Annotated in this window: 23 protein-coding genes; 17 read left to right on the top strand and 6 right to left on the bottom strand. The window is 58.4% G+C overall.

Translation table 11 applies throughout. From position 1 onward, the window contains the following. The first annotated feature begins 238 nt into the window (after positions 1 to 238). Entirely contained in the window at positions 239 to 787 is a 549-nt protein-coding gene (locus PhaeoP97_RS07240; RefSeq protein WP_072504506.1) for a peroxiredoxin, read from the top strand. Between the two features lie 93 nt (positions 788 to 880). On the opposite strand, the gene PhaeoP97_RS07235 is transcribed toward PhaeoP97_RS07240, so the two are convergent. Next, the gene (locus PhaeoP97_RS07235) at positions 881 to 1,951 is read right to left on the bottom strand and encodes a DUF6456 domain-containing protein (protein WP_072506353.1); all 1,071 of its coding nucleotides are present in this window, start codon (positions 1,949 to 1,951) and stop codon (positions 881 to 883) included. Positions 1,952 to 2,190: 239 nt separating this feature from the next. Here PhaeoP97_RS07235 and PhaeoP97_RS07230 point away from each other — a divergent pair, with 239 nt between their 5' ends. Further along, positions 2,191 to 2,487 (top strand): DUF6477 family protein, encoded by a 297-nt coding sequence (locus tag PhaeoP97_RS07230; RefSeq protein WP_072504505.1) that lies wholly within the window; start codon positions 2,191 to 2,193, stop codon positions 2,485 to 2,487. Between the two features lie 87 nt (positions 2,488 to 2,574). Here PhaeoP97_RS07230 and PhaeoP97_RS07225 read toward each other — a convergent pair whose 3' ends face one another. Then, positions 2,575 to 4,128, bottom strand: a complete 1,554-nt coding sequence (locus tag PhaeoP97_RS07225; protein WP_072504504.1) for a trimethylamine methyltransferase family protein — start codon at positions 4,126 to 4,128, stop codon at positions 2,575 to 2,577. A 238-nt stretch (positions 4,129 to 4,366) separates the two neighbouring features. Here PhaeoP97_RS07225 and guaA point away from each other — a divergent pair, with 238 nt between their 5' ends. The 9 genes from guaA (at position 4,367) to PhaeoP97_RS07180 (ending at position 14,489) form a co-directional block, all read left to right on the top strand. Next, a complete protein-coding gene (gene guaA / locus PhaeoP97_RS07220) occupies positions 4,367 to 5,935 on the top strand; it encodes a glutamine-hydrolyzing GMP synthase (protein ID WP_072504503.1) in 1,569 nt (522 codons plus the stop codon). A gap of 146 nt (positions 5,936 to 6,081) precedes the next feature. Continuing rightward, positions 6,082 to 7,662, top strand: a complete 1,581-nt coding sequence (locus PhaeoP97_RS07215) for a hypothetical protein (RefSeq protein WP_072504502.1) — start codon at positions 6,082 to 6,084, stop codon at positions 7,660 to 7,662. 109 nt (positions 7,663 to 7,771) lie between these two features. After that, positions 7,772 to 8,674, top strand: coding sequence for a DMT family transporter (locus PhaeoP97_RS07210; protein WP_072504501.1), 903 nt, complete (start codon positions 7,772 to 7,774; stop codon positions 8,672 to 8,674). Between the two features lie 109 nt (positions 8,675 to 8,783). Beyond that, entirely contained in the window at positions 8,784 to 9,929 is a 1,146-nt protein-coding gene (locus PhaeoP97_RS07205) for an outer membrane protein transport protein (protein WP_072504500.1), read from the top strand. Between the two features lie 200 nt (positions 9,930 to 10,129). Beyond that, positions 10,130 to 10,993: a hypothetical protein gene (locus PhaeoP97_RS07200; RefSeq protein WP_014879924.1), complete on the top strand. Its 864-nt coding sequence runs from the start codon at positions 10,130 to 10,132 to the stop codon at positions 10,991 to 10,993. A gap of 68 nt (positions 10,994 to 11,061) precedes the next feature. Next, positions 11,062 to 11,979, top strand: a complete 918-nt coding sequence (gene metA, locus PhaeoP97_RS07195) for a homoserine O-acetyltransferase MetA (protein ID WP_072504499.1) — start codon at positions 11,062 to 11,064, stop codon at positions 11,977 to 11,979. Further along, positions 11,969 to 12,949 (top strand): alpha/beta fold hydrolase, encoded by a 981-nt coding sequence (locus PhaeoP97_RS07190; protein ID WP_083570337.1) that lies wholly within the window; start codon positions 11,969 to 11,971, stop codon positions 12,947 to 12,949. The genes metA and PhaeoP97_RS07190 overlap by 11 nt, the downstream gene beginning before the upstream one ends. Before the next feature lie 60 nt (positions 12,950 to 13,009). Then, positions 13,010 to 13,879, top strand: a complete 870-nt coding sequence (ppk2, locus tag PhaeoP97_RS07185) for a polyphosphate kinase 2 (RefSeq protein WP_072504497.1) — start codon at positions 13,010 to 13,012, stop codon at positions 13,877 to 13,879. Further along, entirely contained in the window at positions 13,872 to 14,489 is a 618-nt protein-coding gene (locus tag PhaeoP97_RS07180) for a TetR/AcrR family transcriptional regulator (protein WP_072504496.1), read from the top strand. The genes ppk2 and PhaeoP97_RS07180 overlap by 8 nt, the downstream gene beginning before the upstream one ends. A 110-nt stretch (positions 14,490 to 14,599) precedes the next feature. Here PhaeoP97_RS07180 and rpsI read toward each other — a convergent pair whose 3' ends face one another. Further along, positions 14,600 to 15,085 (bottom strand): 30S ribosomal protein S9, encoded by a 486-nt coding sequence (gene rpsI, locus PhaeoP97_RS07175; protein ID WP_040168968.1) that lies wholly within the window; start codon positions 15,083 to 15,085, stop codon positions 14,600 to 14,602. 5 nt (positions 15,086 to 15,090) lie between these two features. Next, positions 15,091 to 15,549: a 50S ribosomal protein L13 gene (rplM, locus tag PhaeoP97_RS07170; RefSeq protein ID WP_072504495.1), complete on the bottom strand. Its 459-nt coding sequence runs from the start codon at positions 15,547 to 15,549 to the stop codon at positions 15,091 to 15,093. Between the two features lie 296 nt (positions 15,550 to 15,845). Here rplM and PhaeoP97_RS07165 point away from each other — a divergent pair, with 296 nt between their 5' ends. Next, the gene (locus tag PhaeoP97_RS07165) at positions 15,846 to 16,370 is read left to right on the top strand and encodes a hypothetical protein (RefSeq protein WP_072504494.1); all 525 of its coding nucleotides are present in this window, start codon (positions 15,846 to 15,848) and stop codon (positions 16,368 to 16,370) included. A 92-nt stretch (positions 16,371 to 16,462) separates the two neighbouring features. On the opposite strand, the gene PhaeoP97_RS07160 is transcribed toward PhaeoP97_RS07165, so the two are convergent. Next, positions 16,463 to 17,878 carry an aminotransferase-like domain-containing protein gene (locus PhaeoP97_RS07160; protein WP_072504493.1) on the bottom strand — a complete coding sequence of 472 codons (1,416 nt, stop codon included), beginning with the start codon at positions 17,876 to 17,878 and terminating at the stop codon, positions 16,463 to 16,465. A gap of 91 nt (positions 17,879 to 17,969) precedes the next feature. Between PhaeoP97_RS07160 and PhaeoP97_RS07155 the strand changes: the two genes are divergently transcribed. From PhaeoP97_RS07155 to asd, 4 genes are all read left to right on the top strand, one after another. Further along, positions 17,970 to 18,203, top strand: a complete 234-nt coding sequence (locus PhaeoP97_RS07155) for a DUF1127 domain-containing protein (protein WP_024097372.1) — start codon at positions 17,970 to 17,972, stop codon at positions 18,201 to 18,203. Between the two features lie 212 nt (positions 18,204 to 18,415). After that, positions 18,416 to 18,937, top strand: a complete 522-nt coding sequence (gene speD / locus PhaeoP97_RS07150) for an adenosylmethionine decarboxylase (protein WP_072504492.1) — start codon at positions 18,416 to 18,418, stop codon at positions 18,935 to 18,937. Continuing rightward, positions 18,934 to 19,788 (top strand): polyamine aminopropyltransferase, encoded by an 855-nt coding sequence (speE, locus tag PhaeoP97_RS07145; RefSeq protein ID WP_072504491.1) that lies wholly within the window; start codon positions 18,934 to 18,936, stop codon positions 19,786 to 19,788. The genes speD and speE overlap by 4 nt, the downstream gene beginning before the upstream one ends. A 185-nt stretch (positions 19,789 to 19,973) precedes the next feature. After that, positions 19,974 to 20,864: an archaetidylserine decarboxylase gene (asd, locus tag PhaeoP97_RS07140; RefSeq protein ID WP_072504490.1), complete on the top strand. Its 891-nt coding sequence runs from the start codon at positions 19,974 to 19,976 to the stop codon at positions 20,862 to 20,864. 3 nt (positions 20,865 to 20,867) lie between these two features. On the opposite strand, the gene PhaeoP97_RS07135 is transcribed toward asd, so the two are convergent. Beyond that, positions 20,868 to 21,290, bottom strand: a complete 423-nt coding sequence (locus PhaeoP97_RS07135) for a PaaI family thioesterase (protein ID WP_072504489.1) — start codon at positions 21,288 to 21,290, stop codon at positions 20,868 to 20,870. A 128-nt stretch (positions 21,291 to 21,418) separates the two neighbouring features. Here PhaeoP97_RS07135 and PhaeoP97_RS07130 point away from each other — a divergent pair, with 128 nt between their 5' ends. After that, positions 21,419 to 22,207: an enoyl-CoA hydratase gene (locus PhaeoP97_RS07130; RefSeq protein WP_072504488.1), complete on the top strand. Its 789-nt coding sequence runs from the start codon at positions 21,419 to 21,421 to the stop codon at positions 22,205 to 22,207. Positions 22,208 to 22,548 lie beyond the last annotated feature (341 nt).

Raw genomic sequence — 22,548 nt, 5'->3', positions numbered from 1 at the left:
ATGCAACCCAGCCACCCGATCCAACTGCCGACGGGCCATCTCTGCAAAGCGGCGTCGCGAGTCGTGCGGAAACCGCCGTAATATTATCGCGACACCGCAGTGCTATACCGGTCGCGATAAGACACTATTTTTTGCTGTCGTGGGGTGCGTCAACACTGCGACGAATACCCCATTGCGAGTGATTTAGAACTATTATAAGTCACCGCGCGATGACGATTTGATCTTTAAGGAGCTGACGATGAAAGCTGGCGTAAAACTGCCCGATGTGACCTTCCGCACCCGTGTCCGGGACGAGTCCGTGGACGGCCCGAACCCGTTCCGTTGGGAAGACAAAACCACCGCAGATTACTTTGCCGGCAAACGCGTCGTGCTGTTCTCGCTGCCAGGCGCCTTCACCCCCACTTGCTCCACCTATCAGCTGCCCGGTTTTGAGAATGGCTTTGCCGATTTCCAGGCCGAAGGCATTGATGCAATTTACTGCATGTCGGTGAACGACAGTTTTGTGATGAACAAATGGGCCGAATCCCAGAAACTGCGAAACGTCGATGTGATCCCCGATGGCTCGGGTGAGTTCACCCGCAAAATGGGCATGTTGGTCGCCAAGGATAATCTGGGCTTTGGCAACCGCTCCTGGCGTTATGCAGCCGTCGTCAACAACGGCGTTGTTGAAGCATGGTTCGAAGAGCCGGGTCTCTGCGATAACCACGGCGAAGATCCCTATGGCGTCTCCTCGCCTGAAACCGTGCTGGCGCATTTGAAAACCGCCAAGGCAGAGGTCGCTGCCTGATCTAGCAGGTTCGACACGCGGGCGATCCCGCTACAAAGTCATGAAACCCGGCGCTTAAGAAAGCGTCGGGTTTTTGTTTTGCGATCAACATCTTTAGCCGATCATTTCGTCCTGTTTCTGTTGTGCGTCATAGTGCAGTTTCAATTGCTGCAAAGCGATGCGGAGCACCACCTTGCCGGACCGCGCAGACCACCCCAATTGACGTTCGGCAGCCTCCAACCCTTCAAGCTGGCAACAGCAGCGCATTACGATGTCGCTCAGCCCTTCACCAAGCACACTGAGCGCCGCCGCTGCACGGCGCTTTGCCGCGATCGCCGCCTGTCCTGGTCGACGCCTGCGTGCACTCGCTGCGCAATCCGCATCCGCAAACTGGCTGGAACTACGGGCCAAATGATCAGCCACCTGTGCCAGTTCAAAATCTTCGCGCAGCCGCTCACCCGCGCGCACCAGTTCAGTTGTCAGAAACGGAGTGCCATCCCGGTCGGTATGCCGGGCCAGCATATGCAGCGGTGTTTCACCCAATCCATACCGCGCGCGCCGTCGTTGATGGCGATCACGGCCAAATTTTCGGGTTGTAGGGCTAGCGCTTTCAACGCGGGCCCGAGCGCGATTTTCGCGGCCGGCAATGAAGCGGCTCAGCGCATTTCGACCCTCTGACGTGATATGATAGCGGCTGAGTCGTCCGGGCGTCGGACAGGCAATCCAATCGCGCAGCGCCAATGCCTCGGCAAGGGTTCGCTCCACCACCACTTTTTTGTCTTCACACGCTGCCTCGCGTACCACAACGGCCTTTTCCATGCCATCGGCCACCGCCAATACGGCCCCGCGCGGGTTAAGGCAGCTTAGAACCTCAATCGCCTGGCTCTCAAAGGCTTCGGCACAGGCCGGTACAGTCCCAAGCACCAGCGCGCGGGCCGATATTGGTCTTGGTCCGGGCACATCCCCAGCGTAGTGACACGCCGCAAGAGCGGCCAGAGCACCATCCACCAGCGGATCGTCGCGCCTGGTTTCGACCCGTCGGACCTGCCGCAAGACGGTTGACGGGTGGCAGCCCGCCTGCTTGGCAAGATTGCGGATCGATCGACCCGCTTCGGTATGTTCGAGATATCGGCAAGCCTCCTCAGGCACCCATTCCGGCAAGCCGGATACAGCCATAGTTTGCATTTTATCACCCCACATGTGATCAGTCGAGACTATCCTCCCATTGGCCTGCCAGGTGTTTTCCACAGTCACTTCTTACCGTACTGGCCTGATTTTTCTGAATAGTCTCAGTCAGACCATCATTGGTTTCAAATTTTCATCAATCAATATCGAATAGACCGTTCGCCGAACCGCACCCCTCCGCAACACCCTCATTGGTTGTGCTAAACAACGCTGATAACTGAGCTGGAAAGGACATCACAATGCAGGATATCTTTGGTCATCTGGCAGCGCTCCATCGTCCCCGTTTGCTGGTTCGAACCGCGCGTATCGGGGCGCGTGACTACAGCCGCCGCAGGGATCTGAAACGGGTACTGGGCTACGGTGCCCTGCCCAAGCCCGCGGCAGCAATCATGCGGCTATTGGATATGGAACGCGGGCATAATCAGCAGCGCGAGGATGGCGATGCAGGCTATTCGCTGACCCACCATGTTGATGTGTTGATTGCCCTCGTGGGCGAGGCTGAAGGCCTGCAGCGGCTCAGGTTGGATTGCGCGTAGCCGTCCGCAACGCAAAACGGCGGCCCAAAAGAGCCGCCGTTGCCGAAATCACCGCCAGATCTGCGGCAGAAGAAAAATCCTATGCCTTTACATAAAGGCGTCCGGCATCGAGTCCTTTTTCGCGGCCACATAGGCCTCAAGCTTGCTCAGAACCTCTGGGTCCAACGGCGGGGCCTCATAGGCGTTGAGCAGGGTCTCCACCCGACTGGTTGCCAGCGCAACTGTGTCCCGTGCGCCTTCTTCTTCCCACGTCTCGAAGGGCTTGTAATCCAACAGATCCGATTTCCAGAACGCCGATTTGAAGTTCGCCTGCGTGTGTTCGCAGCCCAGATAGTGACCACCCGGACCAACTTCGCGGATCGCGCCCATGGCCAGTGTGTCATCGTCAACCACGACACCTTTGGCCAGACCATGCAGGGCCCCCAACTGATCGGCATCCATGACAAATTTCTCGAAATCGGCCACCAGGCCACCCTCAAGCCAGCCGCACGAGTGCAGCTGGAAGTTCACGCCCGACAGCAGCCCCATGTTGAGCGAATTCGCGGTCTCGTAAGCGGCCTGTGCGTCGGGCAGTTTCGAGCCACAGAACGACCCGGCAGAACGGAAAGGCAGCCCAAGACGGCGCGCCAATTGGCCGGCGCCATAGGTGATATGCGACGCCTCTGGCGTGCCAAAGGTCGGCGCACCCGAATTCATGTCGATCGAGGTCACCATCGCCCCAAAGATCACCGGCGCACCGGGGCGGATCAGCTGACTATAGGCGACACCGGCCAGAACTTCGGCCAGAACCTGAACCAGCGTCCCGGCGACAGACACCGGCGCCATCGCACCGCCCACAATGAAGGGCGAGATAATGCAGGCCTGGTTATGTGCTGCATAGACCTCCAGCGCGCCCATCATCACATCGTCGAATGTCATTGGCGAGTTGATGTTGATGAGCGAAGTCATCACAGTGTTATCACGCACGAACTCCTTACCAAACAGGATCTCACACATTTCGACGGAATCCTGCGCCCGGCTGGGTTCTGTCACCGACCCCATGAACGGCTTATCGCTCAACGTCATATGCGCCATCAGCATGTCGAGGTGCCGCTTGTTCACCGGCACATCGGTCGGCTCACAAACGGTGCCACCAGAGTGGTGCAGCCATTTGGACATATAGCCCAGTTTCACAAACTTCTGGAAATCTTCCAGTGTGGCATAGCGACGACCACCTTTGGCATCGCGGACAAACGGCGGGCCGTATACCGGGGCCAGCACCATGTTCTTGCCCCCCACAACCACAGATTTTTCCGGGTTTCGGGCATGCTGAGTGAACTCGGACGGCGCGGTCGCGCATAGTTTGCGGGCCAGGCCGCGTGGGATGCGCACCCGTTCGCCTTCGATGATCGCGCCTGCCTCACGCCAACGCTCCAACGCACCGGGATTATTCACGAAGTTAACACCGACCTCTTCCAGAATGGTCTCGGCGCTGGTCTCGATGACTTGCAGGGCTTCGTCGTCCAAAACCTCAAAGTTCGGGATTTTCCGCTCAATATATTTTGCGGTCTCGATCTTAACGCCGGAACGTTCTGCGCGACGGGCGGCACCACCGCCTCCACGTGCGCGGCGGCGCGGTGCTGCTGGAGCTGCTTCTGTCATGGTTTTTCCTCACCACAGGCATTTCGTTGCAAGGGTGATTATATCGCTACCGCACACCAGCGCCGCAGGATTACGGCCATTGAAGTTGAAAAGCGACATTCGCGGCAGGTTTCTCAGAAAATATGACGCGATACGGCCTGCCCCCCCCCGAGGCTGCGCCAAGGTAAGATAGCGCAAACGCAGGATTGACGCACGAAAATCCCTTGCGAAACCTGCGCCGCTGCCCTAAGGCGCGTACATGACAGAGACATCCCATGACCGCCTTCTCATCATCGACTTTGGCAGCCAGGTCACGCAGCTGATTGCACGCCGCCTGCGCGAGCTGAACGTCTATTGCGAAATCCATCCCTATCAGAATGTCACTATGGACTTTGTGCGTGAGATGGCGCCCAAAGCGGTGATTTTCTCCGGCGGACCCGACAGCGTGACCCGCGAGGGATCCCCCCGCGTGCCGCAGGAGATCTTTGATCTTGGCGTGCCCATTCTGGGAATCTGCTACGGCCAACAGGTGATGATGCACCAGCTCGGCGGCAAGGTTCTGTCTGGCCATGGCACCGCCGAATTTGGCCGCGCCTATGTGACTCCTTCGGTATCCTCGTTGCCCCTGCTGGAGGGGTGGTTCGCCGATGACAGCGACCGCGAACAGGTCTGGATGAGCCACGGCGACCACGTCAGCGAGATTGCACCGGGGTTTGAGGTCTACGGCACCTCCCCTAATGCGCCCTTTGCCGTCACGGCAGATGTCTCGCGCAATTTCTACGCAGTGCAGTTCCACCCGGAAGTGCACCACACACCCAATGGCGCCAAACTGTATGAAAACTTTGTGCGTATCGCAGGGTTCACCGGTGACTGGACAATGGGTGCTTACCGCGAACAGGCGATCCAGGCGATCCGCGATCAGGTCGGCGACAAGCAGGTGATCTGTGGCCTGTCCGGCGGTGTCGACAGCTCGGTTGCGGCCATCCTGATCCACGAAGCAATCGGCGATCAGCTGACCTGTGTGTTTGTGGACCACGGCCTCTTGCGCAAGAACGAGGCCGAGGAGGTCGTCGCAATGTTCCGCGACAATTACAATATCCAGCTGATCCACGCGGATGAGCAGGAGCTGTTCCTGGGCGAGCTGGACGGTCAGTCGGACCCGGAAACCAAGCGCAAGATCATCGGCAAGCTGTTCATCGACGTGTTCCAGAAACACGCCAACACCATTGAGGGCGCCGAGTTCCTGGCACAGGGCACGCTCTACCCGGATGTGATTGAATCCGTGTCATTTTCAGGGGGGCCATCGGTCACCATTAAGAGCCACCACAACGTCGGTGGCCTGCCGGAGAAGATGGGCCTGAAACTGGTCGAGCCGCTGCGCGAGCTGTTCAAGGACGAGGTCCGCGCCTTGGGCCGCGAACTGGGTCTGCCGCAGAGTTTCATTGGCCGCCACCCTTTCCCCGGACCAGGTCTGGCAATCCGCTGCCCCGGCGAAATCACCCGCGAAAAACTGGAGATCCTGCGCGAGGCCGATGCGATCTATATCGACCAGATCCGCAAACACGGTCTCTATGATGACATCTGGCAGGCCTTCGTTGCGATCCTGCCCGTGCGCACGGTCGGCGTCATGGGCGACGGGCGCACCTACGATTTCGCCTGCGCCCTGCGCGCGGTGACCTCGGTCGATGGTATGACGGCGGATTACTATCCGTTCAGCCACGACTTCCTAGGCGAGACCGCCACGCGGATCATCAATGAGGTGAAGGGGATCAACCGCTGCACCTATGACATCACCTCAAAACCACCCGGCACCATCGAGTGGGAATAAGCCAGCACCCAGAACCCCGGCCCATGAGCCGGGGTTTTTCTTTTTATAGAAAGCCCTGATTTTATTTTACCTTAACTGGTATCTTAACGATTTGAATAACTCTCTTTGCGAAGTTTCGGTGAACCTCTATCGGGAGCGTTTCTGGAATGATCATCTGCCACCCACTCAAGCTAATTTTCATCAAAACGAAGAAGGTTGGCGGAACCTCGTTTGAGATCGCTCTGTCCAGCTATTGCGACGACGGCAGCATCATCACACCAATCAGCCCAAAGGATGAAGAGAGCCGGAGAGAGTTGTGCTATCCCGGTCCTCAGAACCATCAAACCCAGGCTTGGCCGGATGGAAATGAGGGCACGCAGGCTTTCTTCAATCACATGACCGCCGGGCAGATCCGCGCCGCTGTTCCTCAGGACATCTGGGAGAGTTACACCAAGATCACAATCTGGCGCGATCCGTATGACGCGATAATCTCGCGCTATTACTGGGAGGGGATGGACAAACGTAATATTCCATTCGACCAGTTTGTCGGGCACTTCCGCAGCGTCTTGAGCGAGAACCGTCGCATCGCGCCGCTGAATGGCCCGAACAGCCCCGACATTTTCCTGCGCTACGAGCATCTTGAGGAGGATGTCAACGCGCTGGGTATCGACGACCTCTGGGCGCGGTTCTCAAGCCTGAGCGCCAAGGGGGCACTTCGCCCAAAACGCGGCGCCGATCCGGCGACCGTCTTTGCCGCACATCCTGATACCGCTGATCTGATTGAGCAGGAAGCCGCGGGTGAAATTGCCCGCTTCGGCTACGCCCGTCCGGTTGCAACGCCAGATCCGGAGGCACTCAAGCGCACAACTGCCTCTGCGCCAGGTGACATGCCCTCAGGCAGCGGTGCCGCTCCTGATCCGCGGCCTGATTTCATCTTCACCCTCTCTGCCGGGCGCACCGGCACGGCCTGGCTCGCGCGATTTCTCGGCGAGAACCTGAATATTCCATCGGTGCATGAACCCCTTGATCTCGATGATTATGGCACCCGCCTGCCCAGTATCGGCCATATGCGGCACTTCAACACCTACGGCATGGACGGACCTGTCTGCGAGTTTTGGGAGGGCAGGCTGGGCGAGCTTCAAGCCCCCTACGCGGAAAGCAATCACACCTTGGGAAAATGCGGGCTCATCGAGGCCCTTGTTGACCACGGTCTTGCACCGCGTACAACCACCATCATCCTGCGCCGCAACCTTGCCAAACAAATCGCAAGTTACATCAATCGCAATGATTTCTTCAATATCACCACCCCCTGGCAATGGTACCTGCATCCTAACTATCGCAACAATATCCTCGACCCCAGTACACTTACCCCGATGGGCGAGATTGGGACTGCCATCTGGTATGCATTGGAAATGGAGGCGCGATACGCGTATTATAAACATCTCTACGGCCATCAGCTGCGCTTTGTGGAGACAACCTTGGAAGAGGCCACCACAGCTGACGGGGCGGCAAGGCTGATGCAGTCACTCGGGCATCAGAGGCGTGCGCTTTTGCCGCCGAAGATGAATGCGTCAAACACGAATGACTCCACCACGGAGGCGCTTGTGGGCGAGATTGAGACCCTGCTTCAGCGGGTTAGCTTTGATCCGGAGGACGCCGCCAAGGGCTTTATTCAGCGCGGAAACCGGCTCGATGTACCAGCTCTGCCACGCCAAAGCGCCAGAGCCGGGAAGGTCGCTGCCGAATAGCTGTCCCGGCATATCAGTGTCCCGGCACTGGACCGCGCGGCGAACATGGCTTGACCTAAGTTGAAAACTGCCCCCTTCTGCCCGTTAGAATGGCGCATGAGGGGCAGTGATGGAATTGAACGACCGACCGATTGGGACGGCTGCGATCTGGATGATCGGGGCGATTGTCTCCTTCTCTGCCATGGCGATTGCCGGGCGAGAGGCCGGTCTGAGCCTCGACACGTTTGAGATCATGACCTACCGCAGTGCAGTCGGCCTGGTGATCGTCGTCGTGGCTCTGACCGCGACGGGCAGCTGGCGCCAGGTACGGCGCGACCGGCTGGGCCTGCACCTCATCCGCAATGCCGCGCATTTCACTGGGCAGAACCTCTGGTTTTTTGCTGTGACCCTGATCCCGCTGGCACAGGTTTTTGCGCTCGAGTTCACATCGCCACTCTGGGTTCTGATGCTCTCTCCTCTCCTTCTGGGAGAGCGGTTGACGCGACCACGGGTGTTGGCAGCCGCACTTGGGTTCATCGGTATTCTGATTGTCGCGCGGCCCAGCCCTGAGACATTGAACGCTGGCGTGCTGGCCGCTGGGGCCTCTGCCATCTTCTTTGCTCTGACCATCATATTCACCAAACGACTGACCCGGCACGAGCCGATTGCCTCAATCCTGCTATGGCTGACGCTGCTGCAATTGGCGATGGGTTTGGCTATATCAGGTTGGGATGGTGCAATTTCAATTCCAAATGCCGTAACGGCACTTTGGTTGCTGGTCATCGGTTGCGCCGGGCTGGCGGCGCATTTCTGCATGACAAAAGCACTCTCCATTGCCCCTGCCACCGTTGTGGTGCCAATTGATTTTGCACGCCTGCCCGCCATCGCTGTGGCCGGAATGTTGATTTATGGTGAAGCGCTTAACCTTTGGATCCTGCTAGGCGCGGCGGTGATCTTCTGCGCCAATTACATCAACATCCTTGATGCCGCAGGACGATTGCGTGCGCATTCAGAACAAGGCCGTTCTGCCTAATCTTCTTGCCGTTGCTTGCCTTTGCGTCAACATTGACCGAAAAATACCGCCTTGCTAGCGTTTCCCAATGTTTACAACCGGACGCTTAACGTTCGGACAGGGAGGAATAATGAAACGCTATCTTGCAACGTCAGCGGCGCTGGCGCTGGCTTCCGGCTCCGCTATGGCCAGCGGTCTTGATCGGACCGGCCAGCCGATTGGCATCATCTTTGAAGAAGGCACCTACGCCGAGTTTTCCGTGGCGACCTCATCTGTAGATCTGTCCGGTAATGACCGCGCCACCACCACCGTCGGTTCACCGGGTAACCCTTTTCAATCTGCGACCGGCGATGTCGGCGACCGCTTCAACATGTTTGGCGCAGGCTACAAGCGGGACATCAACGAGCAGCTGTCCTTCGCAGTGATCTTCGATCAGCCGTGGGGCGTCGACGTGAATTACCCGGTCGGAAGCTCACTCCTTTTGGGCGGCACCACCGCAGTGGCAGATTCCAATGCAATCACTGCACTGCTGCGCTACCGGTTCAACGAAAACTTCAGCGTCCACGGCGGCATCCGCTATCAGGAAATTGACGGCGCGATTAACCTTGCGGGCGGAGCCTATTCCTCTATCGGCAGCCAATACAACGTACAGGTCAACAAGGATGGTGCCTTTGGCTGGGTGGCCGGTGTCGCTTACGAAGTCCCGGAAATCGCTCTCCGCGCGGCTCTGACCTACAGTTCCGAAATCGAACACGAATTCAGCCTGACTGAAACTTTCGTCACCGGTGCCACCGCATCAACCTCGACCAAAACCAAAACACCGCAGTCGGTCAATCTAGACCTGCAGACCGGCATTGCAAAAGACACGCTGCTGTTTGGCAGTGTCCGTTGGGCAGAGCATAGCGTCACCAATCTGGTTGTGCCGGGCCTCAGCGGTCAGGCCGGTCGCACCGTAGACCTGATCGACCTTGATGACTCCGTCACCTACACGCTGGGTGTAGGTCGCAAATTCAACGAGAACTGGTCTGGTTCGCTTGCGGTAATCTATGCAGATGTCGATGGCGACAACCTCGTGTCACCGCTCGCGCCGACGCACGGCTATGAGGCAATCCGCCTTGGCGTGCAGTACACTCAGGACAAGATGAAGATCTCTGCCGGTATCCGCTATACCAAACTGGGTGACGCAATTGCCGCGCCCGGTGGTGCTGTGGGCGTCGCGAACTTTCGCGACAACGACGCCGTCAGCTTTGGCCTGAAGGTCGGCTATAGCTTCTGATCCTGGCGTAAAACCTGCGTGCGCTTACAGGCCGCGCTGCAACAAAGACAGGGCCAGGACCAGCTTTGCCCCCGCACCCATGGTGCGGGGGTTTTTCGTGTCACGACTACATCTGATCAGGTCACCTTCGGGCGCTGCTGATTGACCCACGCGACATTGGTCAGTAGCAAGGCAAGGAACCAACAGGGACCGGATTTCAAATGCTCTATTCGTCTGCCGAAGAGTGGCGTAAGGCGCCGCATAAGCGGGTTTTGTTCTTTGGCATGTCCGGTCTGGGCAAAACCTATATCAGCAATATCCTGCGCGGCGCCGGCAGTTGGTTTCACTATTCCATCGATTACCGCATCGGCACCCGTTACATGGGCGAATATATCGCTGACAATGCCAAGGCCGAGGCAATGAAAGTGCCGTTCCTGCGGGATCTTCTTTTGTCGGACTCGATCTACATCGGCTCCAACATCAGCTTTGAGAACCTGACACCGGTGGCGTCCTACTTGGGCAAACCCGGTGATCCGGCCAAGGGTGGGCTGGCAATGCAGGAATACACCCGCCGTCAGGACCAGTTCCGCACTGCTGAGCTGAACGCGCTGCGTGATACCGGCTATTTCATCGACCGGGCTGCGCGGCTTTATGATTACCCGAACTTCATCTGCGACACCGGCGGCAGTATCTGCGAATGGGTCGATGCCAATGATCCGGGCGACCCCCTACTGACCGAGCTTGCAAAGAATACGCTGATGGTTTGGATCAAGGGCGACGAGGCCCATACCCAAGAGCTGATCCGTCGATTTGATCGCGCACCCAAGCCGATGGCCTATGAACCCGCTTTTCTGACCCGTGTTTGGCAAGAGTATCTAAAGGAAAACACCCTATCAGAGGCCGATGTGGATCCTGATAGTTTCATTCGCTGGACCTATGCGCAGGCGCTGGCTCATCGCCAGCCCCGCTATGCTGCGATGGCCGAAAAATGGGGTGTCACGGTCACCGCCGATCAGATTTCCACGATCCGCACCGAGGCCGATTTCACAGACGTGATCGCGGGTGCCCTTGAGGCGCGCGGCTAGGCCTTCTACATCACGTGACCAAGACCCCAACCAACCTTGGGCGGGGATAAACAACCAAAGGACAAGATATGCCGATCAAGATCCCTTCAGACCTCCCTGCCTATGACGTTCTCACGAACGAAGGCGTGATGGTCATGTCGCCGGATCAGGCGGCACGTCAGGACATCCGCCCGCTGCGCATCGGTCTGCTCAATCTGATGCCGAAAAAAATCCAGACCGAAAACCAGTTCGCCCGGTTGATCGGCGCGACGCCCTTGCAGATCGACCTATCGCTGATCCGCATGACCGAGCATCAGACCCGCAACACCGCTGCTGAACATATGGCCGAATTCTACCACTCCTTTCAGGAGATCAAACACGAGAAATTCGATGGTTTGATCATCACCGGCGCACCGATTGAACATCTTGAGTTCGAGGATGTCACCTATTGGGATGAGCTGTGCGAGGTGTTTGACTGGACCCAGACCAACGTGCATTCCACCTTTGGCGTGTGCTGGGGCGGCATGGCGATGATCAACTATTTCCACGGTGTCAAAAAACATCTGTTGGATCACAAGATATTTGGCTGTTTCCGGCATCAGAACCTTGATCCGGCTTCTCCATATTTGCGTGGTTTCTCAGATGATTGTGTTATACCCGTTTCGCGCTGGACCGAAATTCGCCAGAATGAGATCGACAGCAGACCCGGCCTTCGCAGCCTGCTTGGTAGCGATGGCTCAGGCCCCTGCCTGATCGAGGATCCGAACCATCGCGCGCTCTATATCTTCAATCATTTTGAATATGACAGCGACACGTTGAAACAGGAATATGATCGCGACGTGGCCAGCGGCACGCCAATAAACGTGCCGATGAACTACTACCCGGACGATGATCCCAGCCGCAAACCGCAGAACAGGTGGCGCAGTCATGCGCATCTTCTTTATGGCAACTGGATCAATGCCATCTATCAATCCACGCCTTTTGATATGGCGAAGATTGGCCATTAAACAGGTGCTGATCGCTGCGCTTGTGCTCGCGCTTGGCACCGGGGTGACCCTGTGGCGCGCCTCTGTGCGGGAGGCTGCCGCAGTGGCCGCCTATCCGCCCCAAGGTGAGTTTATCGAGGTGCACGGCCAGCAGATTCATCTGCTGGATTTGGGCCAACCGCCTGGTCTGGAGCCGGGGGACCAGGCGCCTGATCTTGTGTTGATCCACGGTGCCAGTGGTCATATCCGCGATATGACCTTCCGGCTCGCTCCGGCGCTGACGGATCGCTACCGGGTGATCATCGTGGACCGGCCCGGACTGGGCTACAGCGACCGCATCCGTGGTGCAGAGGCCTCTTTGCGTGCGCAGGCGGCGTTGATCCGGGGCGCGGTTGCAAAACTCGGCGCCGAGCGCCCTATCGTGCTGGGTCAGAGCTACGGCGGCGGCGTCGCATTGTCTTGGGCATTGGACGCCCCTGACAGCCTGTCAGCGTTGGTCATGATCGGATCCGTGTCCCACCCCTGGCCCACACCGCTGAGCCTGTTCTACAAGGTAACCTCCTCGCCGCTGGGTCAGCGGCTGGCCGTACCCCTGCTGACCGCCTATGTCCCCGAAACCACCATTCGCAACGCCCTGACAGAGGTCTTCGCTCCGCAACCTGTTCCGGCGGGGTATTTTGAGCATTTCGGTCCTGGTCTCACGCTGCGGCGATCAGCACTCCGGGCCAATGCACGTCAACGGGCAAACCTTTTGGCAGAGATTGAGACCATGGTGCCACGTTATCGCGACCTGTCATTGCCGATCGAGGCGGTGCATGGTCGCGCTGACACGACTGTGGGATTGGATCTGCACGCACGGCAGCTGGCCCGGGATGTACCATCGGTAAATCTCACCGTGCTGGAGGGCATCGGGCACATGCCGCATCAGGTGGCCACCGAAGCGGTTGTCGCAGCTGTAGATCGCGCCGCCGCGCGCATCAAATTACGTTAAAACGATTCACATTTCGCGGCGAAGCCCCATATAAGGGACAGAAGACAGAAGGATTTTTCTATGCCCCTGCCCTTTGATGGCGCGATCAGTGCGTTTTACGAAACCAAAGCCCCCGATGAGATCCGCGCAGCGATCAAAGGCGCGGACAAGGGGGCCCTGCTGGATCCCGGCTATCCCTATGACACACGGATGAGCCGCAAGCGCTATGAAAAAGAGATGGCCAAGCTCCAGATTGAACTGGTCAAGATGCAGTCTTGGGCGCGAGAGACTGGGGCACGTATCGCCATCCTGTTCGAGGGGCGCGATGCCGCAGGCAAGGGTGGCACAATAAAGCGGTTCCGCGAAAACCTGAACCCACGCGGTGCCCGCATCGTGGCCCTGTCCAAACCCAGCGAGCGCGAACAGACCCAATGGTATTTCCAGCGCTACATCACCCATCTGCCGTCAGCGGGTGAAATCGTCTTCTTTGATCGCAGCTGGTACAACCGCGGCGTGGTGGAACCGGTATTTGGCTTTTGCACAGATGCGCAGCGAGAACGGTTTTTTGATCAGGTCAACGGGTTTGAGGAAGCCTTGGTCGAGGATGGGATTCAGCTGTTCAAGATCTGGCTTAACGTCGGTCGTGCCGAACAACTGCGCCGGTTCCTGTCCCGCGAAACCGACCCGCTAAAGCAATGGAAGCTGAGCCCGATTGACATCAAAGGGTTGGGCCTCTGGCAGGAATACTCCACCGCTATTGCTGATACGCTAAAGCGCAGCCATTCCTCACATGCACCCTGGACCATCGTGCGATCGGATGACAAGCGACGCGCACGGCTGGCGGCAATCCGGCAGGTGTTGCATGCGTTGGATTATCCCAACAAGGATGCCAAAGCGCTTGGCGATCTGGATGGCGATATCTCTGGCGGCCCGGATCTCTGGGATGCCTAAACGCGGATATCACCACGGCAACCTGCGGCAGGCTCTGGTTGAGGCAGCACTCCATCTGATCGAGGCCAAGGGCCCGACCGGTTTCACCCTCTCGGAAGCAGCCAAACAGGCAGGCGTCACCCCGGCGGCGGTCTATCGCCATTTCAAGGGGCGCGAGGATTTGATCGCAGAGGCCGGCAGGCAGGGCTATGTCATGTTTACCGACCTGATGCAGCACGCCTATGATAAATATCAGCCCTCGGCCCTGGCCGCGTTTGAGGCCACAGGCCGGGCCTATCTGGCGTTTGCGCGCAAACATCCGGGCCATTACATCGCAATGTTCGAGAGTGGCATTTCCGTGAACCGCACGCCAGAGCTGGCAGAGGCCGCCAACCGCGCCCGTGCCATCCTGGAACGGGCCGCCGCAGACCTAAGCAAGCATATCCCGGTTGAGAAGCGCCCCCCGGCCTCGATGTTCTCGGCCCATATTCTGGCGATGAGCCATGGGGTGGTCGAGCTTTACGCGCGAAACTCCCCCGGCGCGGCCTCGCCCTTCCCGCCTGAGGATCTGTTGGAAAGCGGCATTGGCATTTACCTGCGCGGGCTGGGTTTGATCGAACCTGACAGCTGAGGCTGGTAGCAGGCAACACCTGCGACACCTGCGCCGACATCAAACAGGTCAAACATAGAAAAAGGCCGCAGATTGCTCTGCGGCCTTTTTCAATCCATGTGATCCAGCGATTAACGCTTGGAGAACTGGAACGAACGACGCGCTTTGCGGCGGCCGAATTTCTTACGCTCAACGACACGGCTGTCGCGGGTCAGGAAGCCAGCAGCTTTCAACGCGCCACGCAGGGACGGGTTGTACAGTTGCAACGCCTTGGAGATGCCGTGCTTGACCGCACCGGCCTGACCGGAGAGGCCACCGCCCTTGACGGTTGCGTAGACGTCGAATTCGCCTTCGACACCGGCAACCTGGAACGGCTGGCGCAGGATCATCTGCAGCACAGGGCGTGCAAAATATGCGTTCAGCTCTTTACCGTTGACGGAGACCTTGCCGGAACCCGGCTTGATCCAGACGCGGGCAACCGCATCTTTCCGTTTGCCGGTTGCATAGGCACGACCCAACTCGTCACGAACGGGTTCGCGCGAAATGGTTTCTTCGGCTACGGTTTCTACGCCTGCAACGGCGCCGAGCTCTTCGAGAGTGTTGATCTGATCAGCCATCGGTCTCAGCTCCGGGTGTTTTTCTTGTTCATGGATTTAACATCCAGAACCTCGGGGGACTGGGCTTCATGCGGGTGCTCGGCACTTGCATAGATGCGCAGGTTAGTCATCTGCTGACGCGACAGACGGTTGCCGGGAAGCATCCGTTTGACGGCCTGATAGACAACGCGCTCGGGGTGGGCACCGTCCAGGATTTCCTGTTTGGTGCGCGATTTGATGCCACCGGGGTGACCGGTGTGCCAGTAGAAGTGCTCTTCGCGCTTCTTGCCGGTCATCTGGATCTTGTCAGCGTTGACGACGATGACGTTGTCGCCCATATCCATATGCGGTGTGAACGACGGCTTGTGCTTGCCACGCAGGCGCATGGCAATGATCGAGGCAAGACGGCCCAGAACAACGCCCTCGGCGTCGATCAGGATCCACTTCTTGTCGATGTCTGCCGGTGTAGCAGAAAAGGTTTTCATGGCAGGTCAATCCTGTTTACGTGAAGGACACACCCAAAGTGATGCATCCGAATTCGATGGACGGGGTTTACGGCAGGCTCGCGCATAGGTCAACACCTTGAAAATACATTAAATCATTTAAAAACAACATCTTACAAAATAGGTATGATAATACCCCAAATTTTTGATGCCGCCCGATGCGCTGCTGCCCGATCAAAAACCGCAACTGTCGACGCGGAACAGGTCGGCGCGCCTTTTCAGCCGCTGTCTCACACGTTAAAGCTGCATCGGAAAGACGAATTATAGGATCTCATTACATGTTTCGAAAACTTGCTCTGGCTGGCGCCCTGCCGCTGGCCCTGTGTGCCTGTATGCAAAACGCCGAAGTCACCGCTCCCCCGGTGACGGTGGCGCTCAAGAATCAAAGCACGACAGCGCCGCGCATTCAGGGCTACAAAGAACTGACCTTCCGCACGCATGTCGTGCTGGACAAGGAAAAGATGAAGGCGACAGGCGGTCAGCCCAGCAGCGCCAACATGCGCGAGGTTGTTGGCGCAAGGTGCACAGTCGAAAGCACCGAATTCAAGGCGACATTCATTACCCCAGCAAAAGTCAACGTTCCGGTGCTCAAACGCCGTCCGACCCCGGCCTATGTGCAGTGCAATGCAGGCGAACAGTCCGGCCGGACCACGCTTAAGCCTGAGCTGAACGGCACAGTGGTTGGCGGCGCCTCGGCTGCAGGTCTTCTGGCCGCTGCCGTTACCGCTGGCATCGCAGCTGGTCGCGACAACTGGTCGTTTATAGGCAACCACGCCTCGGGCGTGTCGATCCTGGTCGAATAACCGACCCGATCGATCACCGTGTCTATATATAAAGGGGCCTGGCTGTTCAGGCCCTTTTTCCTTTGCCGGACAGCCCCCAGTGCGAGCAACAATCAGACGCTGATCTGCTCCGGTGGGTTGTCGAGCAGCGAGCGCAGGCGCAGCATCGCCTCCTCAAACCGTTTGGGCGAGACATGACCGTTCACCGCGATCCGCACTGCATTGGGCGCGCGACCATCGCGTAGGGCAAATTCATCTGCGGATCGGATTTGGACCCCCTGCGCCTCCGCCGCGCGGGTGAATGCTGCGGCGCGCCAGCCCGAGGGCAGTTTGAGCCACAGAAACGGCACGCTCTCCGACCAGATCAGATCAAACCCACCCAGAGTGTTGACAGCGATCCGTATGTAATTGTCCATTTCGCGACGCACATCGGCGACCAGTTTCCTTGTGCGCGGATCAGACAGCAGAAGGCGCGTCAGCTCGGCAACCGGCTGCGCGATCCCGAAGTAACTGTATTCTGCCATACGCCGTAGGTCCGGGCCACGGCCCTTGGGTGCCAGTGCGAAACCAACCCGCAGCGAAGGTGTCAGGGTTTTGGAAATCGACGAGACATGCCAGGACAGATCCGGCGCCAGGGCGCGGTAGCTTGGCGCGCGGGCGTCCCCCATGCGGTAGCAGTCGTCCTCGATGATCTGTACATCGTGGCGACGTAGAACTTCAAGGATCTGCTGGCGACGTTCCAGCGGCGTATAAAGCCCGGTCGGATTATGCACCTCGGGACTGGTGCATAGAACGGTTGAGCCTGTTTTGCGGATCGCCAGCTCCAGCGAAGCCGGCAGGATGCCATGCTCGTCCATCGCAACGCCGACCACCTTGGCCCGTACCAGTTCAGCCGCGCGGCGAAAGCCGGCATAAGAAAGATCCTCGACCAGTACCGTAGGCTGTGGCCCCTTCAGAATGGCTTGCATCACCGTCAGGATGCCATTCTGCCCGCCATGGGTCAGCACAACGTCACGCTCATCCAGCGGGCCCAGTGGATCCTGCGACAGCCAGTTCACCACAGCCTCACGCAAGGGGCGATAGGCATCGCGTGTCGGGTAGTTCAGAAATTGTAGCGCGTCGCTTTGCGACACTTTAATCAGCGCCTCGCGGATAGCAGCCACCTGCCCGACATCCACCAGGCGCGGACTGAACAGGCTGACATGGTCGGGGTCCTTTGCCTCTTGCAGATGCAGCTGTCGCGACCAAACGTCATCCGGCACCTTGGTCTGGCGCTCTGCGACAAAGGTGCCGCGACCAACCTCGGCCTGTAGCAGGCCATCGTCTGTCAACAGTGTATAGGCGCGTGCCACGGTTCCGGGGGTGATTTTCAACTGATAAGCCAGCTCGCGCACCGGTGGCAACTTTGTACCAATACAAAGCGTCCCATCCTCAACCGCGTTTCGGATTGTATCGGCGACTCGCTGATATTTAGGACCGGACTGGCCAGAAAGATCGGTTGGCAGCTCATCTGGCCAAATTGTACCCATTACAATCCTTCCTTGGACAAGACGCCCCACAAATTGTACCCAATTATTGTGATATTAACACAGGATTGTATCAGTACAATAGGAAAATGCCATGACACAGAACGCAACACCACCTTCGCCGGATATGCTCTATCTCTCCAGCCGCCCCGCCCTGCCGGTGCTGGCGGAGGTTGCAGTCTCCTTTGCGGTTCTGGTCACCAAATGGACAGTGCGTCAGCGCACCCGCCAGGCATTGCGCCAATTGCCTCCGGAATTGCTCAAAGATGTTGGGCTAACCCGTGAAGAGGCACGGCATCAAGGAACTCTTCCGTTCTGGCGCCCATGATCCCCGGGCAACGGAACCACCTTACGGCCGGGGCTTGCCCCGGCCTTTTTTATGGGCTGATCCCGTTCATTTTACAAAAAACCTCTTGATCGAATCCCGCCCCCACCATAGATGCCGCTTCACTTTCGGTACCGATCCCAACCCCGGACTCTTATCCGGGGGGGCGCTAAGGGCCGGCTGGATTGTCATCTACTGGAACGAAGGGGAGTGTCATGACGGACGCCAACCTCTTCCAACTGGGGATCGGTCTGGAGACAGGCGCCCAAGAGGAAGATACCGCCCGCAGTGCAACCACTGCGATCGTAAACTCACTTGTGGATTCGGATCGCGAAGACCATTTCATCCGTCGGGATGGAAAGGTGTTTGCCGGAACCCATCTCATTATCGAGGTCATGAACGGCAGCGGTCTGGATTGCGAAACCCGCATTCAGAACGCGTTCCGCAAATGCGTCGAAGTCTGTGGCGCAACGCTCCTGCATATTCACACCCATAAATTCTCGCCGCAGGGCGTGTCCGGTGTCGCGGTGCTGGCCGAGAGCCATATCTCCGTCCACACCTGGCCCGAGATCGGCTATGGCGCCTTTGACGTCTTCATGTGCGGTGATGCCGAACCGTGGAACGCGGTTGATGTGCTGAAAGAGGCCTTTGATACGCCCACCGTTGAGGTACGCGAACTGCTGCGCGGCGAGGAATTCCTCGCCAAGGGGATCCCATCCAAGGAGGTCGCAGCATGAGCGATCAGACCTGGAACACCGAACGCCTGCATGCGCATTACGCGCAATCCCTGCGCGTCGATGAGATGCTTTATGACAGCAACACCGAGCATCAGCGCCTAAAGGTGTTTCAGAACGGTCAGTTCGGCCGCATTCTGACGCTGGATGACGTGGTGCAGACCACCGAAGGCGACAATTTCATCTACCACGAGATGCTGACCCATGTGCCGATTCTGGCCCATGGCAACGCAAAACGCGTGCTGATCATTGGCGGCGGCGACGGCGGCATGGCCCGCGAGGCGCTACGCCACACCTCGGTCGAGCATGTGACCATGGTGGAGATTGATGCAGGCGTGGTGGATTTCTCGAAAGAGTATCTGCCGATGCTGAGCGACGGCGCCTTTGACGACCCGCGGCTCAATCTGGTGATCAATGACGGTGCGCTCTTCATGAAAGAGAACACTGAGAAGTTCGACGTGATCATCGTCGATTCCACCGATCCCATCGGCCCCGGCGAAGTGCTGTTCACCGACACCTTCTATGGACATGCAGCTCGCTCGCTGTCTGAGGATGGCATCATCGTCACGCAGAACGGCGTGCCCTTCATGCAGGGCGATGAGCTGACCGGCACCCTGCGCGCGTTCCAGGCGCTGTTTGCCGATGCCTCCTGCTATCTGGCCACCGTGCCCACTTATGCTGGCGGACCGATGGCCTTTGGCTGGGGCAGCCATTCGGACAAGGCCCGCAATGTGCGGCTTGAGGATCTGGAGGCGCGCTTTGCCGCGGCTGGAATCGATACCGGGTATTACAACCCGGAGGTTCACAAGGCCGCCTTTGCCTTGCCGAACTATGTGAAAAAGCTGTTTCCGTAAGGGACAGGCATCAGGGGGCTTCGGCCCCCTTTTTCTTTGCTCTGATGACAAATGATCACATCGCACGGATATCATGCGTTCGGGCCGTGGCGGCCCACCCCTCGCCTTGCGCTCCAAATCCCCCTTGGCCTAGACCGCGCTTCTTGCTAGGCGCGACGGGAGCGAAACAAAATCTGGCAGGCCCCATGCAGCGCGACCCGATTCTAGTTGTTGACCGCGATACCGGCGAAACCTTTGAGGAGGTGGTGCTGGGAGAGTCATGGATCCGCTGGGCCTATCAGAACGCCAGCGCCAAGCCTGTGGAAAAACTGCTGTTCCGCTCCGCCCTGATCAGCCGCCTGATGGGCGCTTGGTTCGACTCGCGGTTTTCCAAGGGGAAGATCAAGGCCGTGGTCGAGGACCTTGCCATCGACATGAGCGAGGCAACGGAACCAACGGAAAACTATGCAACTTTCAACAGCTTCTTCGCCCGCCATCTAAAGCCTGTGGCACGCCCCTTTCGTGAGGATCCCCGCGAGATCGTCAGCCCCGCAGATGGCCGCGTGCTGGTGTTTCCAGAGCTGGCCGAGGATGTGTTTGTCCCCGTGAAGGGGCATCCGATGTCCATTCTCACTATGCTGCCCGGCATCGCGGACCGGTTCATCGGTGGCGCATTGGCCATCGTCCGGCTCTGTCCTGCGGATTATCACCGCTATCACTTCCCCGCCTCCGGTCGGATCAGCGCCGCCAAGGATCTGCCCGGCGCGCTCCATTCGGTGAACCCGATTGCACTGGGGGCCGGGCCGGATGTCTTTGGCGAGAACAAGCGCAGCTGGACCCTGATCGACACAGACACCATTGACAGTTACGCTTTTGTCGAGGTGGGTGCCTTTGGCGTTGGCTCCATCATCAACACCCGCACCTCAGGCGCGGTCGAGAAGATGGACGAAAAGGGCTATTTCAAATTCGGCGGCTCCACGGTCGTGGTGGTGTTCGAACCGGGCCGCGTGCAGTTCAGCGACGATCTGGTCACCAACAGCGCCAAGGGCCGCGAGACGCTTGTGAAAGTCGGCCAACCGCTGGCCACGGCTATTTGACGCCTATCGCTCTGGCGGGATTGCATAGGTCATAGTGGAGCGCGCCACCGGTCGCGGATCCCCTTCCGAAAACAAAAGCACATCGCCAACCGCCAGCTGACGACCCAGTTTCAGCAGCTTGCCCTCTGCCACCAGAGGCGTGCCGCCGACCGGCTTGCGCATGAAATCGAAGGAGGCATTGGTGGTCACCGCCAGCGCCTTGCGCCCCAGTTGCGACAGAACCAGCGCATAAACCGTGACATCGGCCAGCCCGAACATTGACGGACCGGAGATCGTCCCGCCGGGGCGCAGGTGGCGTTCATCCACCAGAAGCCGCATGGTGATACCGTCCTCGTCCAATCTGTCGATGACAAAGTCATTGGCCACCTCTGCAAAGACCTCCTGCAGATACGCCCCCAGCCCTGCGGCATCAAACGCCAATCCCATCGTGCTATCTCTCCCTTATAGTCCCGGTTCCCTGCGAGCGGATGTCGCATGGGGCTGCGGCGCAATACCGGTTCCCCCCTCTGCGCAACATGGTCTAACGTTGGCCTCAATCCGGGGAGGGACACAAGATGACAATTTTGGAACGTCACGACAGCAACGGCATCGCCACGCTTCATCTGAACGCACCGGAGCGGTTGAATGCGCTCTCAGATGCTATGCTGGCCGCCTTGCAGGCGCAGATCGACAGCCTGCGCGACGACCGCGAGACCCGCGTGGTGATCCTAGCCGGGCGGGGCAAAGCCTTCTGTGCGGGCCATGATCTGCGCGAAATGACGGCGGGGCGTCAGGCTGAAGATGGCGGGCAGGCCTATTTCGCCGATCTTTTTGGCCGCTGCACCAAGGTGATGCTGGGCCTGCAACAGATCCCCCAGCCGGTAATCGCGCAGGTCCACGGCATTGCCACCGCAGCCGGCTGCCAGCTGGTCGCCTCCTGCGATATGGCTGTCGCTGTCGAAGGCACGCGGTTCGGCGTCAATGGCGTCAACATCGGCCTGTTTTGCTCCACCCCAATGGTGGCACTCACCCGTAATATCTCGCGCAAACATGCGTTTGAGATGCTAACCACCGGTGAATTCATCAACGCCGCGCGCGCCGAGGAATTAGGTCTGATCAACCGCATCGCCGCACCTGAGGATCTGGACCAGACCACAAACACCCTCGCTCAAACCGTGGCAACCAAACTGGACGCCGCCGTCAAGATCGGCAAACGCGCTTTTTATGACCAGCTTCAGCTGCCCACAGCCGATGCCTATGCCCATACCGGCGCGGTCATGGTCGAAAACCTGATGCTGCGCGACACCATCGAAGGCATTGATGCCTTTCTGGAAAAGCGCGACCCCGACTGGAAAAATCGCTGATCCACTCAAAAAAACCTAAAAGACGTCGAAAATTTTAGTCTTTGTTTACGATTGGCGATTTATTGTTTCCATGTCGGGTCTTTCAAACAAGGCAAGATCATGGCAAAGATTGGGCAGGGCTTGTGAGACATGGTCACAATCCCCGGCACAATTAGGGTCGCTGATGCGGACCGTCCCTCCACCGGGTCTCTCCCCCGGCCAGACAGTTCCCCAGCGACCCCAATACCCCTCCCGGTCAGACCAATCGACATTGCTACTGATGGCGATGGGATTGCACAGACCCCAAAAACCCCAGTTTTTCGCATCGATCAGCACAAGCAGCACCGCGCAATATTGCGTGA

Source organism: Phaeobacter porticola, from assembly GCF_001888185.1.
Lineage (GTDB): Bacteria > Pseudomonadota > Alphaproteobacteria > Rhodobacterales > Rhodobacteraceae > Phaeobacter > Phaeobacter porticola.
The sequence above is the reverse complement of the archived record's forward strand: the minus strand, read 5'-3'. Positions and strand labels throughout refer to the sequence as shown.